The following is a 15,947-nucleotide window of genomic DNA, read 5'->3' as shown; positions in this document are numbered from 1 at the left end:
CAGTAGATCCCCGCGCATCGGCGTCGGAGCGGCGAAATGCCGTGAGCAGGGCGACGGATCGTGGGAACAGACGCGCGCCCGGCGATCGCACGCCTCCGGAGTGCGCCCCGGAAAGTCGGCATCCGGTGCCTCCCGAAGGACGGAGAGAGAGGGCCTACTTACGAGTGAAGCTTCCCCTAGATCGCGCACACCTGGAGACTGGGACTTGAGGTTCCAGAGGAAGTATTGATCAGAAACTCATTGGGTTCACTCGTCGAGGATGTAGCGGACGTGCGGAGCTTTGAAGTAGCCGGTGATGACGTGGGGTTGGCGTTGCCGATGGTGGAAGAACCTGCGTGTCTCGGCGGCGAGTTCGGTCCGGCTCCTGGCCTGGTGGGTGTGGGGCAGGCTGCGTTTGAGGTCGGCGTTGACGAGCCCGTCCGGGTTGAGCTCGGGTGAGTACGAGGGCAGGAAGTGCGGTTCGATCTTGTCTTGGTGGTCGGCGAGCCAGGACCGGACGGTCTTCGAGCGGTGGGCTGAGTGCCGGTCGACGATCAGGTGGACCTTCCGGTCGAAGTGTCCGACGATGCGTGCGAGGAAGCGGCACATGACTGTCGCGTCGAACGACTCGGTGAAGATCATGAAGTGCATCCGGGCCTTGGTGCTGATCGCGGACATCGCGTTCACGGAGAACCTGTTTCCGGTGCGGCGAACCACCGGGGTCCTCCCTTTGACGCCTCAGGGGCGGCCGGTGACCTGGTCCGAGCGGATCCCGACCTGGTCGGCGAACAGGATCTCGCCGTCATCGGCCTTCGCCTGGGCACGGATTGTTGGCCAGGTCTCCTCGTGCCACGCTCGGACGGCTTCCGGATCTTGCTCGACGGCCCGCTTGTCCGGCTGCTGGAAGGTCAGCCCCCAGCGCTTGAGATACTTGCCCACCCCGGGCTCGGTGAAGTGGACCCCGTACAGCTTGAAGATCAGCCGGCTTATCTGCCCCGCGTCCGCAGTTGACCGGAAAGCCCCAGGCCGGATGGGGTGTGATCGAGGACAGCCTGCCGCACGGCGGCCTGCTCGGTCTCGGACAGAACCTGATGTCCACCCGCGCGTCGGCCTCGCGGCCGGGACAGCAGCGCGTCCCGCCCGCCGACCTGCCACCTCGCCCACCAGTTGTCCACGGCCTGACCGACACCTTGAACAGGTCCGCAACCTCCGCCCGGCCCCGGCCCTCCACGAGCGTCGACACGCCAGCAACCGCACGGCCTCCTGCGCGTCCGGCGACCAGGTCCGCGCCTCCCCCACCAGATCACTCACACACCAACAACGAGCGTGAACCCAAACGTTTCGGATCAATAGATGGTCACGCCTGGCTGCCGCCGGGGCAGTTCGGCGTGCCGCACCGCCTTGGACGCCAGGGCGATGCCCACGCCCAGGCTGGCGAAGATGCCGCAGCCGACGAACACCGGGGCGGCTCCCCAGGCCCCGATAGCGGCGCCGACCAGCGGGTAGCTGAGGGGGGCGAGACCGACCATGGTGAGCATGACGACGGAGGTGACCCGGCCGAGATAGGCCGGGTCCGCCGCAGTCTGTATGAGGGCGTTGTCCAGACTGCCGAAGACACCCGCGTTCAGCCCGACGACCGCAGCCAGCACCACGGCGAGCCACAGGGTCGGCACCAGCGCGATCGTGGCCGCGCCCGCGCAGCCCACGAGCAGCGTCCCGGCCATCATCAGGCCTGCACGCGGCAGCCAACCGGCGATCGCGAGCAGCGCGGCACTGGCGGCGGCACCTGCGCCGAAGCTGCTGACGATCCAGCCGTAGCCGGAAGGGCCCCAGCCACGTTCGGCGTTGAGGAGCACCATGCCGACGTTGAGGGTGCCGGTGAGGCCGAGTTCACAGATGGCGCCAGCGGCGACGAGCGGGCCGATGAGGCAGTGGCGGCGGATGTAGCGCAGGCCGTCGAGCAGCTCCTGCCGCGCGGTACCGGACTCCGTCTGCTCGGCGCCGCTCGCCACGAGAGGCCGTATCCGTATCGTCAGCAGGAGCGGCAGGGACAGAGCGATGAGCAGTCCGGCAACGGTGAAGGCAGCCGCGGGTCCGCCGAGTCCCATGGCCAGGCCGCCGATCGGCGGGCCCGCGATCTGGCTGAGGCGCGTAGACAGCGTGCGCATCCCGGTGATCCGCGCCAGCTGGTCAGGCGCGGTGATCCGGGGCGGGAGGGCACCGACCGCGGGCACGAACAGCGCGTCGACGGCGCCGAAGACGAGCGCCACCGTAACCAGGATCCACAAGGCCGGCGCCGTCAGTGCGATACCAGCGGCCACCGCCAGGATGAGGAGGCAGCGCAGCGTGTCACTGCCGAGAATCACCCGGCGGGGGTCGAATCGGTCGGCCACCACGCCCCCACCGAGCATGAGTAACGCCCGTGGTAACGCTCCGGAGGCCATGACGAGACCTACTTCGGTAGGACCGGCGGCCTTCTGGGCGGACCAGCCCAGGGCGACGAAGTACACGCTGTCGCCGACGAGGGAGACGGTGTATGCGGTCAGCCAACGCAGCACGTTGCCGTCGCGGTGGGCCGGTGTGGAAGCGTGTTCGGGCAGGACAGTCTCTGAGGTGGCCATCGTGGGCTCCAGTACGTCGGGAATCCGGCTGAGTCAGGACCGGAAGGGAAAGCCGTAGAGGTGCACGGACACGTGCTCGCGCTCCTCGGTACCGTCGGCCGCCTTGGCGGCCTTGCCCCGTTCCCGCCAGCGCCGGGCCAGCGCCTCAAGCTCATCGCTCATCTCGGCGAGTTCGGCCGGGGTGAGGTCGAGCAGCCACTCGGAGCTGAAGGACGCATCGGTCCACGCCTTCCCCCAGGCGGACCTCTGGTCGAGATACGTGCGGTACTGGGCGACGCGAGTGTCGAAGATCCCTCGGGTCACCGCGCCGACGGCGGCCGCGCCCTCGGGAGTGTCCGCGAAGTCCGAGTCGCGAAAGCCCCAGCCCTCTTCGGATGCCACCTGCCACCACCGCTCACGGCCGTCGGCGCCCTGACCGCTCGCCTGTGTCACGAAGCCGTGCTCGGCCAGCTTGCGCAAGTGGTAGCTGACCAGCGACGGCGTTTCGTCGACATGCTCGGCGAGCTGAGAAGCGGTCGCGGTGCCCGCGGCGTACAGCAGCCGGTACAGCTGCATCCGCAGCGGGTTCATGAACGCCCTCAACCGTGACAGGTCGGTGATCTGCTCAGGCTCGTGGTTCGGTCGCATGCGCTTACCGTAGGTGTGAAGTGAAAACTTCGCAATAACTGCTTCAGAGTTGGATGGTCTCTTCCCCGGCCGCCAGCCCGGACAGCCGATGAACCCGGTCAGCCTCCAAGTCCACCTCCGGGAGATCGGCGTCCCGCCGCAGCGCGGCAGGACCCTTCCGCGATCCATCAACTCGTCCTCCAGGCTCCGGCCCCCGTCATCGCGAAGGCCCTCGGTTACCACGACAAGACAGCCACTCGCCTGGTCACCGAAGCCGGAAGAACCTGGAGCCGATACGCCCATGGCAACCACGAACGGCGCAGATGACTGACAATGCCGGGATGACCCGACCCAGAATCCGTGTCGCCGCATACGTCATCCGGAACCGCGCCGTCCCCGAGGTTCTGGTCTTCGACCACATCGGTATGCCCGAGGCCGGCACCCAAGTTCCAGCGGGGGGCGTCAAATCAGGCGAAGAACTGGAAGAGGCCGTCCTTCGAGAGGTCGCCGAGGAAACCGGTCTGCTGACAGCCGCGGTCGTCCGACAGATTGCCGTGGAGAGCAAGCCCCATCCCGACACCGGTCAGCCACGACGAACCACATTCTTCTTTCTGCAAGCATCAGCAGAAACCCGCGATGCGTGGAAACACCACGTCAAGGGCGACGGAGAGGACGCTGGCCTCACCTTCGCCTGCCGGTTCCTCCCCCTCCCTCTGGAGCAACCGCTGGCGGACGACCAAGACGCATGGCTGGGCCACATTGACCCGCGCTGGACCACCGTCACCGTCGACAGTCAGTAGTCAAAGGTCGGCCCCAGCCGCTGAATATGCGACACCTCAACATGCGGGCTTACCGGTCCGAGGCCGTTCAACGACAGGCAAGGTCCACGAGGTGTGGTTTCGCGGTGGGGTGGTTAGAGGCTGGCGCGCCCGTGACTGAAGTGGCCACGGAAGGAGATATCGGACTTCGCCACGCCGCGTTCGCTGACCAGGTGGCGGCGGATCCCCGTGGCCAGCGAGGACTCGCCGGCCGTCCAGGCGTAGAAGGGGCCGTCGGGAAGGCGGGCCTGCTTCACCGCGTCCAGGGCGAGGGTGCCGGGTTTCGCGCCGACGTCAGTGCGGGGCAGCCAGTGGACGATGCTGCCGGGCGGCGCGGTGATGTTGTTGCGGATGTCCTCGGACGACGGGACTTCCAGGAAGACCTCGGCGGGCAGGTCCGCCGAGGACTGTTCCAGGATGGCGGCTATCGCCGGAAGAGCGCTCTCGTCACCGACGAGGAGTTGCCAGGCCATGTCGGGGGCGGGCGCGTAGCTGTGTCCTTCGTCGAGGAACGCGACCCTGATGCCGGGTTCGGCGGCCCGCGCCCATCGGGTGCCCGGGCCGGGCACTCCGGGGCTATCGTCGGCGTGGAGCGAGATCTCGATGTCGAACGCCGGCGCGTCGGGCCGAAAGCGCCGGATCGAGTATGTCCTGACCCGCGGGCGCTGCTTGCCGCCCTGGAGCGTGAGTTGGAGTATCCACCGCTCGCTGGTGGGCAGGAACACCTCCGCAGCGTCGTCGTCAGGATCGGCGAAGAACAGACGTCCGGCCTGGTCGAAGCCGGAGCGTTGGAGGTGCTGGACGTCCTCGCCGCCGAGCGTGACGGTCATGAAGTGCGGACTGGGCTGCTGTGTCCCCTGCACGGTCAACGACAGCATGCGCCGCTTGCGCGGGCGCTGGATTCGGGAGGCCACCGCTACCTCCCCTGAGGACAGGACTTGGGCTTCGTCATGGTCATGCGACCACTTTCGGCGCGGCGTTCTGTCCGAGACCACCGGTAAACTGACGCCTGATGCCGACAACCCGCCATCCCTCACCGCCGCCCGCCGATGCAGACGACGAGATCCTGCAAGGCGGTGCCTGGCTGCCGCACGGCTTCCAGCTCGACCCCCACAGCCACGTCCAGGGCCAGCTGGTCTACGCCGCCGCAGGCGCCCTGGCCACGGCGACCGAGCGCGGCACCTGGGTCGCCCCCGCGGACCGGATCACCTGGACGCCCCCGCGATTCGCCCACTCGCACCGCTTCTACGGCCAGACCGACGTCCGGCTGGTGTCCGTCCCGCTCGATCTGTGCGCCGAGCTCATCGATCACCCCAGCGTCTTCGCCGTGAGCCCGCTGCTGCGCGAGGCCCTCCTGGCACTCACCGACGTGCCGGAACGGCGGGCCGGTGCCCACCGGCGCCTGCTCGCCGTGATCGTGGACGAGTTGGCCGATGCGGCCGAGACATCCCTGCACCTTCCCGAGGCGAGCGACGACCGGCTGCGCGCCGCCACCGACCTGCTGCGCGCGGATCCCGCCCGGCCTTCCACTCTGACCGAGCTGGGCCGGGCTGTGGGGGCCAGCGAGCGCACGCTCAGCCGCCTGTTCCACACCGAGCTGAGCATGAGCTTCCACCGCTGGCGGACCACCCTGCGCATCCACCACGCCTTGGCGCACCTGACCGACGGGATGACGGTGACGGAGACCGCGGTCGCATGCGGCTGGTCCAACCCCTCCACCTTCATCGACGCCTTCACCGAGGTCGTCGGTCAGACCCCTGGCCGCTACCAGGCCGGGCTGCGCTTCCGCGCGCGATAGCCGCCTCCCAGCCTGCTGACCCTGTTTGCGCTAGTCAGGCAGGTAGCGCGCAGTGCCCGAGCCGCACTGGCGGGTTTCCGGTATCGGGTGTCGACTTACCAGTGGTTCGCATCCTGTCGGGTCTTCCACAGTGGATATCGCGCGGCGCCGACCTCCATGTTCGGCGCCGTGGTGTACGCGCTCGGCGCGTACACCACCGTACGGATCATGAAAGGCCCGCACGCATGACTGACACACGCGACGACACGGCCGTCGTCATCATCGGGGCCGGCGTCGCCGGCCTGACCCTCGGCAACTTCCTGCTGCGCAACGGCGTCGACTGCATCGTGCTGGAGAAGCACCCCCGCGCCTACGTCGAGAAGCGCCAACGCGCCGGAACGATCGACACCTTCGGGGTGCGCCTGTTCCGCGAGTGGGGCCTGGAGGAAGTCCTCGCCGGCGACCCCATCCCACACAGCGAGGGCGGCTTCTACATCGACGGCCACGCGATGCCGATCGACGTCGACGAGGACAACAACGAGAGCCTGTACTGCCCGCAGCAGGTCCTCGTGCGAAACCTGACCGAGGTCTTCCTCCGCGAGGGCGGCGACCTGCGCTACGAGGCCGCGGACGTCACTCTGGAGAACCTCACCCAGGGCCACCCCGTGGTGCGCTACCGGAACGCCGACGGTGCGGCGCGCGCCATCGAGTGCGGCTTCGTCGCCGGCTGCGACGGCTTCCACGGCGTAGCCCGCCGCTCCATTCCCGCCTCCGCGCTGACCGAGTACTCCCACGCGTACGGCTACTCCTGGCTCAGCGTCCTGGCCGCCACCGAGACCAAGCCCTCGGGCATGGCGATCCACGAACGGGGCCTGGCCGGGATGATCCCCCGCGGCCCCAAGGCCAGCCGCATCTACCTGCAGTGTGCAGTCGACGACACCCCCGAGCAGTGGCCGGACGAGCGCATCTGGAGTGAGCTGGAGGCCCGCTTCGGCACCCCGCCCTCGCGGGGCGAGATCCTGTCCAAGCAGATCGTTCCGCTGCGCAGCGTGGTGTTCGCCCCGATGAGCTACGGCAACCTCTACCTTCTGGGCGACGCCGCACACATCGTGCCGCCGATGAGCGCCAAGGGCATCCACCTCGCCCTGCACGACACCGAGGTCTTCGCCCGCGCAGTGATCCACCACGCCAAGGAGGACGACTCCAGCCTCCTCGACAGCTACTCGCAGACCTGCCTGCCGCACATCTGGAACTACCAAGCGTTCGCCACCTGGATCACCGACACCATGCACAACGCCGGATTCACCGGCTACGAGGGCGAGTTCAAGAAGCAGATCGCCCGCGCCGAGCTCCAGCGCCAGTTCGCCTCCGAGTCGGCGAACAAGCTCTTCAGCGAACTCACAGCCGGAACCAACTAGACCCCACCTCCTCTGGAGTCAGGCCCCGTCGTCGTCCTCGTCCAGTTCCGGGCGCGCCCGGAACTGGACGAGGACGACGACGGGGACAGGGAGGCTTAGGGAGGCCAACCATTCCTCGCGCTCTACACCGTGCCGGAATCACTGCCCCGCGATGAGCAGCCGGTAGCCATAGTCGACGGAGTTCCGCTCCAGCAGGTCAGCATGGCGGCGGCCCCAGGCCCCCGAAGCCAGGTCTGCGCGCAGCCGCTCGATCGCCGACTCGACCACTGACGCGGGCATCTGGGCGAAGGTGGAACTCGCCTGTCGAACCACGGGATCCAGGAAGCGCTCCGGACGCCGCCAGTACGCGATCTGAAAGCCGTCGGTGAAGTCGTGCGGAATGGGGAAGGAAAGTACCGTATGAGCTTCCAGCGCTTCCACCACGGTGGACAGGGGTGTGAAGCGGGCCCGTTCGAACTCGCGCAGTTCCGGCAGGTAATCCTCGATTAGCCACAGCTCGGGCACATGGTACGGATCGAAGGTGAAAAGTACCTGCCGACGGGAGACGCGCCGCATCTCATCGAGGCCACGACGTAGGTCGGGCCAGTGCTGCACGGTCATCACCGCCATCGCGGCATCAAACGCGCCGTCCTCGAAGGGCAGGTCCTCCGCTCCAGCCAGCACCTTCTTGCTGCCCGGATGCTGATCAAGCATCACCTGCGACGGGTCGACCGCGGTGACCTCGACGTCCTTAGGCTCGTAGGAGCCGGCACCCGCGCCAATGTTGACGACCGTGCGAGCCCCTCCGAGCGATTGGTGAATCAGTGCAGCCAAGCGGGGATCGGCCCGGCGGATGTCCCGATATCCGATCCCGATACGGTCGTACGTCGCCGTCAACGGAGCCGGCCCCGAAGCAGAAGCAGTCATGAGCTGAATCTCATCAGCTGACCACGGGCAGGAGAAAGATTTAGGCTGGCCAAATGTTGAGGCTCCGACTCGACGTGGACGACCTCGCTTCCGTTCGTTCGCTTGCTCACCCCTGCAAGAGACCGTCCAGAGCCTGCGAGCCTGGCGCAGCCCCGTCCGCTACGCCGTGCATAAGCCGCTACTCCGGCAGGCCGCCCCGCTGCTGCGGCACGTCGACTGGCCCCTGCTGCAGGCGCTGGTCGGCCCCAGCCGCCTTATCCCTGACTTTCTCACCCCCGCCCCTCCGAAACCGAGCACGGACATCGACGACGAACTCGCCACCCTGCGCTCGACACCCGCGACCCGTGTCACACGCGAACTTCTCCAGGCTGCGGACGGCCACCCTCTGCACCCCCCTCCTGCGGCAGGCACAGACCAAGCCTCTCCGCCTGTTGCACAGGATCGCCGAAGCCCTGCACAACTACTGGCTCCTGGTCATCGCACCGCACTGGCCACGCATGCATGCCGCTCGCTGCACCCTCAAGCAGCGGCTCCACGATCTCCTCGCCGATGGCACCGACTCTGTCCCCGCGAAACTGCAGCCCCTCCACGATGCCCTGGCCAGTACCGAACGCGCGGCCACCGCGATGAGCTGGCTCTCCAAGGGCATCGTCGCAACCGTCCTGTCCGATCTCGGCTCCGGCCGCCGCCCCTCACCCACGAGGCTCTGGACGAACTCCCTGAAGGCAAGGTCATCGAGCACATCCGCAGTGTTCTCGTCTCCACCGAGGACCTGCCCAAGCGGGATGAGCAGATGGTCCGGCTCGAACGGCAGGTGAAGGACCACGTTTCCTCCCACGCGACGGCCGAGGGACGGGAAATCCTGCACCGGTACGCGACGTGGCATCTCCTGCGACGGCTCCGCCGACGCAGCCGCGGAAAGGAGATCACTCGCTATCAGCTCGCGACCGCGCGGCAGCATCTGCGGGCGCCCGTCTATCTCCTGGACTGGCTCAACGATGAGAACCTGGCCCTCTCAATCTGCCAGCAGGTTGACCTCGAACGTTGGATGACCAGCGACGATGTCCGCCTCCGCCGAGAGGCGGGCCACTTCGTGCGCTGGTCCCTCTCGCAGAAGATCACCCATGATCTCGGCTTCCCGGCCGAGCGATGGAACGGCCCCTTTCAGCCGATGGACGACGAGGCTCGCTGGGCCACCGCCCGACGCCTGCCGCGCGACGACACCCTCAAGCGCGAAGACCGCCTCGCTGTCCTGCTGTTGCTGCTCTATGCGCAGTGGCCCGCAGCGATCTCCCGGCTCACCATCGAGGAGACTGACGGAACCGTCCGCATCCGCCTTGGCGCCGTCCCCGTCGAGCTTCCGACACCCGTCGCTGAACTGGCTCTCCGGAGGCTGAGGTTCGCCGCAGCCATGCCGTCCTTGGCCGGACAGACTCGCCCTGGCTCTTCCCCGGCGGCCAGCCCGGCCGCCCGATCAGCGCCTGGGCCATGGGGCGAACGCCTCCGCAAACTCGGCATCCGGCTCGCGGAATCCCGCTCTGCCGCGCTGTTCCAGCTCGCCACCGAGCTGCCCGCCGCGATCCTTACCCGCACCCTCGGCATCGACATCACCGTCGCCATCAAGTGGCAGCGAGCCGCCGCCGGAGACTGGGCTGCCTACGCAGCCGTGGTCAGCCGCCGCACATCAGCACACCTCCCAACCACGAATGAGGAGTACCGACATGAGATTCGATGATCATCGCGTGGTCATTACCGCAGCCGGCCGCGATTTCGGACGCACTTTGGCCATCCGTCTCGCGGACCTCGGAGCCGAGATCTTTCTCTCCGCGCGCACTCTCGCCGCCGCTGAACGTGTCCGCGACGAGATTCGCGGCCGAGGACACCAGCAGGTCCACGCCTTCGCCTGCGACCTGACGGACCCGGCCTCGATCGGCGACTTCGCTGCTGGCGTCGCCCGGCACACCGACCGCATTGACGTGCTGATCAACAACGGCTCCCGCTACCTCGAAGGACCGGACCTCCAATCCGCCTCCGACGCCGACGTCGTCGACACCATCACATCCGGCGCCACCGGCACCGTCCTGACCGTGAAGAACTTCCTCCCTCTCCTACTCAACTCAGACAAGCCGGACGTGGTCACCATGATCTCCGCCTGCGGAACGGCCGGTCATCACCGCTCGGACGCGCACGATGCCTTCTACGCGGCCAAAAGCGCCCAGGCAGGGTTCACCGAGATCCTCTCCAAGCGCCTGCGGCCCCAAAAAGTCCGAGTGATTTCCCTCTACCCGCCCGACTTCGACAACCCTGACCCGCTCTCTGAGCAGTGGGAGAACACGCCCCGCGAGGCCAAGGACATTCTCACCGCGCAGTCACTCGTGGAGTGCATCCTCTTCGCCGTCACCCAGCCCCGCGACTGCTTCATCAAGGCGTTCCACTTTGAACAGGTCTGACTGAATCCCGGGCGTCCACGCACGGCGACTCACACCACGGTCCGGGCGGCACACGGGCCCCGGACCGGGGCATTCAGACAGTTCCAATACCCGACTGCACCATTATGCGTCTCCTCGGACTTCCGCACCCGCACCCTGCGGCGGCACCTGGACTCCACCATCGCCGCAGCCCTTGAGACCCACGCCGGGAGGCACGCGTGAACGCAAGATCGGCTACACGTGGAGGCTGCGCGAGGTCGTGGCCCAGCACCAGATCTTCACGGCCACCGGACTGGTGCCGCTGCTTCGCGAACGCGGCATCGACCTGTCCGCCTCCCAGGTCCGCCGCTTGGTCTCCGGCACCCCGGAACGTCTGTCGTTGCAGGTCATGGCCGCGCTCTGCGACATCCTGTCCTGCACCCCGGCCGGGACCGCGCCGTCCGTACGCGGGGCAGCTGTCCGGGATGCGGCCAGGAGGTCGAGGTCCTGGCGTACCCGATGCGGACCGGGCGCTCGGTGCGGGGCGCGGGCACGACGGCGAGCGCCGGGCCCTGCTTCCACGCGCGGCCGGGGTGACGGTCGGCGGGGACGAGGACTTCGAGTTCCTCGCGGAGTGCGGAGCCGGCGGGCACGTCACAGTTCGGGCAGTCGTGACACTCTACCGCCAGTGCGGCACGATCGGGATGAGATCCATGGCGGCAGCCTCTCAGAAGTACCTCGCACAACATGCGAGTTTCGAGAGGGCTTTTGCGAGTGGCGACCTGCGGAAACGTGATCACTTCCGGCGCTCTCGCAGAACTCTCACAGATGAACATTTATGAGAATGACCATGCGTGACGCCCTGGCCCAGGCCTGCTGGGCGGCTGCCCGTAGCCGGGTGTGAGTAGTTGCGGTCCAGGAAAACCTGGCGAGAACGATCATGATTGGCCGGTACGCCGGACGGGGATCCGCTCGGGTTCGCGGGGGAGATCGGGATTGTTCACAAATGCCACTGGCCGCCCACGCCGAAGCCGCTGAAGATCATTTCTCGTGAGCCAGTGGGGGAAGTGGTCGCTTCCCGGACACGCCCCTGGTGCCGCCGACGTATCAACTGCCCGCTCGGGCCACCGCCCCCTGCCTCAGGATGGACTTCCTGCTCCGTCATGGTTGCGTGCCTCGGTGATGCAGTCGTGCAGCCGGTTGCGCACGTCCCGCAGGTCCGTCATCTGCCGGTCGAGGCGGTCGCGTTCGGCCGCGAGCAGCTCCAGCAGTTCCGGTGACGCTGCACCGGAGTCGGCGAACGGCAGCACCTCGCGGATAATTCTGCTGGGCAAGCCCACAGAGTAGAGCTGTTGGATAAGCCTGACCCGTTCGACGGCACCGGCCGGATACTGGCGCTGGCCACCCGGGTTCCGGGTGGAGTGCAGCAAGTCCTGCTGCTCGTAGTAGCGCAGCGCCCTGACGCTGACGCCCACCTTCGCGGCGACCTCTCCGATCCGCATCCCGGCCTCCTGACTCGACTCCACGCCTCGCTTGCACCTGACGCTGGCGTCAGGTTTTAGCGTAGCGGACACGGCGCGAACCACCCCTTACGAACTCTGGAGCACGCCTGTGACCAGCACATCTCCGACTCACTCCACAGGATCCCAGGAAGAATCAGCAATGTTTATCAGGAACACGTCCGTGATCGCCGAAAGCGCAGCGTGGTCGGCATGACCAACATCAACAAACCCGTCGTCGTCCTGGGCGCCACGGGGCAGCAGGGAGGATCGGTCGCCGCTGCGCTGCTGGCCGACGGCTGGGTGGTGCGCGCGGTCGTGCGCGATCCGTCCGGCTACCGGGCCCGGTCCCTCTCCGCCTCCGGCGTCGAAACCGTCCGCGGTGACCTTGGGGATCCGGAGTCGCTCCGCGCGGCCTTCGCTGACGCCCACGGTGTCTTCAGTGTCCAGCCGAACTCCGGCCAGGCCGGCGCCGGCGTGACCAACGAGGACGAGGTCCGCTTCGGCACAGCGGTGGCCGACATCGCCGAGCGCTGCGGCGTCGCCCACCTCGTCTACAGCTCGGCGGTCACCGCGGGCTCGACAACGGGCGTCGACCATCTCGACACCAAGAGCCGTATCGAGGCCCATGTCCGGAATCTGGACATCGCCAGCACCATCATTCGGCCAGCCACGTTCATGGAGTTCCTGGTGACCCCCGAAATCGGCCTCGACCGGGGACACCTGTCCTTCCTGATGCGCCCTGACCAGGCCATGCAGTTCATCGCGGTACGCGACATCGGCCGCATCGTCGCCGCGGTCTTCGGCTCACCCGGTCGTTACGTCGGCCGCACCATGGAGATTGCCGGTGACGCTCTCACCGGCAAAGCTCTGGCCGAGCATCTGACCCAGGCCGCTGGCCAGCCGATCAGCTACAGCCGCCTGCCGACGACGCTGCCGGCACAGGACGAGGTCCTCGGCAAGTTGGCAGCACTCGTTGACGACGGCAGGCTGGCGGGAAACGCGAACCTCGACGCGTTGCGCGCGGAGTTTCCCTTCTTGCTGCGCTTCGACCGCTGGCTGGCGGGCCCTGGTGCGGGCCTCCTCTATGAGGCGCTCCGTTCCACGGACACGGGCATCGCTCCGCGCTGAACGAGGCCCTGTGTGCAATCCGGTCAGACCCGGGCGGCGAGCTTCACCTCGACCAGCAGCTCGGGGAAGGCCAATCGAGAGGTACCGATCGTCGTGCTCGCCACCTGCGGATCAGGCCGTGGCGGTCCCCCAGGGAGCGGACCGCCACGGCCTCGAAGCGGCTGACCGAGGCGGCCGACCACAAGCTGATCGGCGCCCTGGCCGGCTCCTGACGCCATCAGTCCGCGCCGTCCTCCTCGTCGTCGAGCCCGGCGGTGTCTGGGTCGCGCAGCGGGCGCAGGGCGCCGGCGGCCGGGGTGGAGGCGGTGAAGCTGTAGCGACCGAGCAGGTTCTTATCTGGACGATTTCCGACGAGGAACCCTGGCTCAACGGTGGTTCATATTCACTGCCTCGAACATCACGATCTTCTTGCCGATCTGGTCGCTGAGGTGCGAGTACCAGCCTCGGCATACCGGAGTATCGGCCTCGATCCACTCTGGCGGCTCCACCATGAGCATGAGGCACGCCTTCTCGATGTCGAGGGTTGTGTGGGCGATGTCAGGTGCCCAGTGGCGGACCTTCTTGGCCTCTGCCTCCACGGGTTGGTAGACGTTGTGCAGGATCTCGTTGGCCTGTTTCGGGGTGCTCGTCAGCAGGGACAGTTTCTCTACTGCGGTGAACATGAACGTATTGACAGCGTTGACGAAGGCGACGATGTGTTTGGACGCCTCCTGCTCCTGTTCAAAACGTTCTCGCCGTATCGCGACCTTCATGGTGTGAGCCTGCTTTTTGTCCTCCAATTTGTCTTCGTGCCGCTCGCGTCGACGCGCGAGTCGTGTCGTGACGATCGCGGTGATGACAGCGCCAGTGGGAGCGCCGACAACAAAGCCGGTCAGCATGTCCGAAATATGCAACGAGGAACTCCTGTGGGCGTGTAGCTGAGCAAGATGCTCAGCTGTATGGGCCATACCCCGGTTTGGTCAGCAGTGGTCGTCAGGGGCGGGTTCAGTGCGCTCTCCGAGGTCGGCGAGGAGGCCGCGGATCCGGTCGGCGAGCCAGCAACGTCGTCATGTTGTCCACGTCATCACCGTGGCCGGGAGCCGGCCGCAGCACCGGTGCTCCCGGCACCAGCACTTCCGCGAGCGCGGGCGCGTCGGCGTGATCGCGGTGCAGGTGGGTGACCAGCGCGGCATCGACCTTCCCGGTCGGTGCCGCCACCCACTCGCCGGGCTTCCACTCGGTGAACAGCGGCGAGATATCCCGCACGTAGTCGATCACCAGCCGCTTGCCACCGGCCTCGATCTCCAGTCCCGCCCAGCCCAGCCTTCGTACTCGCATCTCATCACTCCCTGCTCTCGGTAACACCGAACAATTTAGCGTACGAACGTTCTCTAAGGGAGATTAGCAGACGCCCGTACGCTATGCTCGTCACATGTCGCCACGCCGCTCAGCAGCCGAAGCGCAGGCCACCAAGGGCCGGATCCTCGGCCGTGCCGCCGAGATAGCCTCCGAGGAAGGGCTGGACGGCATCACCATCGGCCGGCTCGCCGAGGCATTGGAGATGAGCAAGTCCGGAGTGCACAAGCACTTCGGCACCAAGGAGTCGCTGCAGATCTCCACGCTGGACAAAGCGTTCGTGGACTTCTGGCACCGGGTGGTCGAGCCCGCGCTGGGCGAACCCCCGGGCCTGCGGCGGCTGCGTGCGGTGTGCGCCAACTCCGTGGACTACCTGGAAGCGCCGCTACTGCCCGGCGGCTGTCTGATGACCGCAGCGCTCACCGAGTACGACGGTCGCCCCGGCCGGGTCCGCGACGCGGTGGCCGAAGTGTGGTCGCGCTGGCAGGAACAGCTGCGGGCGGACCTGATCGCAGCGGTGGAGAACGCCGAACTACCGGACAGGTTCGACATCGACCAGGCACTGTTCGAGATCATCGCCGCCGGACTGGCACTGAACGCAGCCATGCAGCTCCAGCATGACCGGTCGGCCGCGGGCCGTGCCCGCCTCGCGATCGAGCGGGCGCTGAACCAGCCCTGACCGCGCGACAGGCTGGCCACTGGCTGAGGAACTGTCGTTGAACGTCACGCCCACAAGAGTGAGGCGAGGGTAGGGGGTCGGGGGAGATACGCGCGAAACGGGCCGCTTGGTGACGCTGTGTTATTTCTGGCTGCCGAGCGTACCCATAGCGTGGTGACGGTCCGTGATGATCGTAGGCCTCTGGGGTCGGGGTACGGCCCCGGGGATCAATCGAACCGTGGTTGGCGCTGAGATTGGCCTTCCGGGAGGTCGGGCGCGCCGTGCGCACGGCCGTGCTGCTGCGCTATCTGTCGGATCCGGCGTTGCGGGAGCAGATCCAGCGGGCCACGAACAAGGCCGAGGCCTACAACGGGTTCACCAAGTGGCTCCACTTCGGCAACGCCGGCTGGCTCATCAGCCGCGACCCGGAACTGCAGGACAAGGCGATCAAGTTCCTCGACCTCGTCGCCGCGAGCGTGATCTTCTCCACCAGCATCGACATGACCAAGACTCCGCGTCAGATGGCCCGCGAAGGCTGGACTCTGAATGCGAGTGATCTGGCGGTCCTCAGCCCCTACCGGCGCGAGAACGTGCTCCGCTTCGGCGACTACACTACCGACCGACTCCACATACCCCCACCCGTCTACAACCCCACCTTGCACACGGCCGAGGATGCGGGCGCGGGGGCGGCAACCCCATGGTGACCACCAGGACCAGCCTTGCACCGGGCTGAGGTGCCCAGGGAGGAGAACGACAGCAGCTCAAGATGTCGGCCGAACACGACGTCAGAG

18 protein-coding genes and 2 pseudogenes are annotated in these 15,947 nt (G+C 67.2%); 10 read left to right on the top strand and 10 right to left on the bottom strand.

The window, feature by feature from the left end:
* Nucleotides 1-246: 246 nt before the first annotated feature.
* The 4 genes from OG623_RS34760 to OG623_RS34745 form a co-directional block, all read right to left on the bottom strand.
* Nucleotides 247-657, bottom strand: coding sequence for a transposase (locus tag OG623_RS34760; protein WP_331726056.1), 411 nt, complete (start codon nt 655-657; stop codon nt 247-249).
* A gap of 60 nt (nt 658-717) precedes the next feature.
* On the bottom strand, nt 718-918 hold the full coding sequence (locus tag OG623_RS34755; RefSeq protein ID WP_331726053.1) for a winged helix-turn-helix domain-containing protein: 201 nt from the start codon (nt 916-918) through the stop codon (nt 718-720).
* 407 nt (nt 919-1,325) lie between these two features.
* Complete coding sequence (locus OG623_RS34750; protein ID WP_331726051.1) at nt 1,326-2,600, bottom strand: MFS transporter; 1,275 nt, start codon at nt 2,598-2,600, stop codon at nt 1,326-1,328.
* Between the two features lie 33 nt (nt 2,601-2,633).
* The gene (locus OG623_RS34745; protein ID WP_331726049.1) at nt 2,634-3,227 is read right to left on the bottom strand and encodes a helix-turn-helix domain-containing protein; all 594 of its coding nucleotides are present in this window, start codon (nt 3,225-3,227) and stop codon (nt 2,634-2,636) included.
* 320 nt (nt 3,228-3,547) lie between these two features.
* Between OG623_RS34745 and OG623_RS34740 the strand changes: the two genes are divergently transcribed.
* Entirely contained in the window at nt 3,548-4,006 is a 459-nt protein-coding gene (locus OG623_RS34740; protein WP_331726116.1) for an NUDIX domain-containing protein, read from the top strand.
* A gap of 113 nt (nt 4,007-4,119) precedes the next feature.
* Here the strand turns inward: OG623_RS34740 and OG623_RS34735 are convergent, their stop codons facing one another.
* On the bottom strand, nt 4,120-4,938 hold the full coding sequence (locus tag OG623_RS34735; RefSeq protein WP_406152198.1) for a siderophore-interacting protein: 819 nt from the start codon (nt 4,936-4,938) through the stop codon (nt 4,120-4,122).
* 98 nt (nt 4,939-5,036) lie between these two features.
* On the opposite strand from OG623_RS34735, the gene OG623_RS34730 reads away from it, so the two are divergent.
* Together OG623_RS34730 and OG623_RS34725 are read left to right on the top strand one after the other, a co-directional pair.
* Nucleotides 5,037-5,822: an AraC family transcriptional regulator gene (locus OG623_RS34730; RefSeq protein WP_331726045.1), complete on the top strand. Its 786-nt coding sequence runs from the start codon at nt 5,037-5,039 to the stop codon at nt 5,820-5,822.
* A gap of 224 nt (nt 5,823-6,046) precedes the next feature.
* Nucleotides 6,047-7,219 carry a 4-hydroxybenzoate 3-monooxygenase gene (locus tag OG623_RS34725; protein ID WP_331726043.1) on the top strand — a complete coding sequence of 391 codons (1,173 nt, stop codon included), beginning with the start codon at nt 6,047-6,049 and terminating at the stop codon, nt 7,217-7,219.
* Between the two features lie 138 nt (nt 7,220-7,357).
* Here the strand turns inward: OG623_RS34725 and OG623_RS34720 are convergent, their stop codons facing one another.
* Nucleotides 7,358-8,125 (bottom strand): methyltransferase domain-containing protein, encoded by a 768-nt coding sequence (locus OG623_RS34720; RefSeq protein WP_331726041.1) that lies wholly within the window; start codon nt 8,123-8,125, stop codon nt 7,358-7,360.
* A 344-nt stretch (nt 8,126-8,469) separates the two neighbouring features.
* Here OG623_RS34720 and OG623_RS34715 point away from each other — a divergent pair, with 344 nt between their 5' ends.
* The 4 genes and pseudogenes from OG623_RS34715 to OG623_RS34700 form a co-directional block, all read left to right on the top strand.
* Nucleotides 8,470-8,943, top strand: coding sequence for a hypothetical protein (locus OG623_RS34715; RefSeq protein WP_331726039.1), 474 nt, complete (start codon nt 8,470-8,472; stop codon nt 8,941-8,943).
* Nucleotides 8,919-9,860: a hypothetical protein gene (locus OG623_RS34710; RefSeq protein WP_331726037.1), complete on the top strand. Its 942-nt coding sequence runs from the start codon at nt 8,919-8,921 to the stop codon at nt 9,858-9,860. The genes OG623_RS34715 and OG623_RS34710 overlap by 25 nt, the downstream gene beginning before the upstream one ends.
* Nucleotides 9,847-10,575 (top strand): SDR family oxidoreductase, encoded by a 729-nt coding sequence (locus OG623_RS34705; protein ID WP_331726035.1) that lies wholly within the window; start codon nt 9,847-9,849, stop codon nt 10,573-10,575. Before OG623_RS34710 ends, OG623_RS34705 begins: the two co-directional genes overlap by 14 nt.
* A 172-nt stretch (nt 10,576-10,747) precedes the next feature.
* Nucleotides 10,748-10,978: pseudogene (locus OG623_RS34700) on the top strand (helix-turn-helix domain-containing protein); the annotation flags it as partial.
* Between the two features lie 694 nt (nt 10,979-11,672).
* Here the strand turns inward: OG623_RS34700 and OG623_RS34695 are convergent.
* Nucleotides 11,673-12,035, bottom strand: a complete 363-nt coding sequence (locus tag OG623_RS34695; protein ID WP_331726033.1) for a MerR family transcriptional regulator — start codon at nt 12,033-12,035, stop codon at nt 11,673-11,675.
* Nucleotides 12,036-12,245: 210 nt separating this feature from the next.
* On the opposite strand from OG623_RS34695, the gene OG623_RS34690 reads away from it, so the two are divergent.
* On the top strand, nt 12,246-13,163 hold the full coding sequence (locus OG623_RS34690; protein ID WP_331726031.1) for an NmrA/HSCARG family protein: 918 nt from the start codon (nt 12,246-12,248) through the stop codon (nt 13,161-13,163).
* A 23-nt stretch (nt 13,164-13,186) separates the two neighbouring features.
* On the opposite strand, the gene OG623_RS34685 is transcribed toward OG623_RS34690, so the two are convergent.
* The 3 genes and pseudogenes from OG623_RS34685 to OG623_RS34675 form a co-directional block, all read right to left on the bottom strand.
* A complete protein-coding gene (locus tag OG623_RS34685; protein ID WP_406152195.1) occupies nt 13,187-13,381 on the bottom strand; it encodes a hypothetical protein in 195 nt (64 codons plus the stop codon).
* 147 nt (nt 13,382-13,528) lie between these two features.
* On the bottom strand, nt 13,529-14,041 hold the full coding sequence (locus tag OG623_RS34680; protein WP_331726028.1) for a hypothetical protein: 513 nt from the start codon (nt 14,039-14,041) through the stop codon (nt 13,529-13,531).
* 148 nt (nt 14,042-14,189) lie between these two features.
* Nucleotides 14,190-14,480, bottom strand: a pseudogene (locus OG623_RS34675) (MBL fold metallo-hydrolase); the annotation flags it as partial.
* Between the two features lie 94 nt (nt 14,481-14,574).
* Here OG623_RS34675 and OG623_RS34670 point away from each other — a divergent pair.
* On the top strand, nt 14,575-15,177 hold the full coding sequence (locus tag OG623_RS34670) for a TetR/AcrR family transcriptional regulator (RefSeq protein WP_331726026.1): 603 nt from the start codon (nt 14,575-14,577) through the stop codon (nt 15,175-15,177).
* 221 nt (nt 15,178-15,398) lie between these two features.
* Entirely contained in the window at nt 15,399-15,860 is a 462-nt protein-coding gene (locus OG623_RS34665) for a Tn3 family transposase (RefSeq protein WP_406152193.1), read from the top strand.
* Nucleotides 15,861-15,947: the final 87 nt, after the last annotated feature.

Source organism: Streptomyces sp. NBC_01012, assembly GCF_045162755.1.
Classification (GTDB): Bacteria; Actinomycetota; Actinomycetes; order Streptomycetales; family Streptomycetaceae; genus Streptomyces.
The sequence above is the reverse complement of the archived record's forward strand: the minus strand, read 5'-3'. Positions and strand labels throughout refer to the sequence as shown.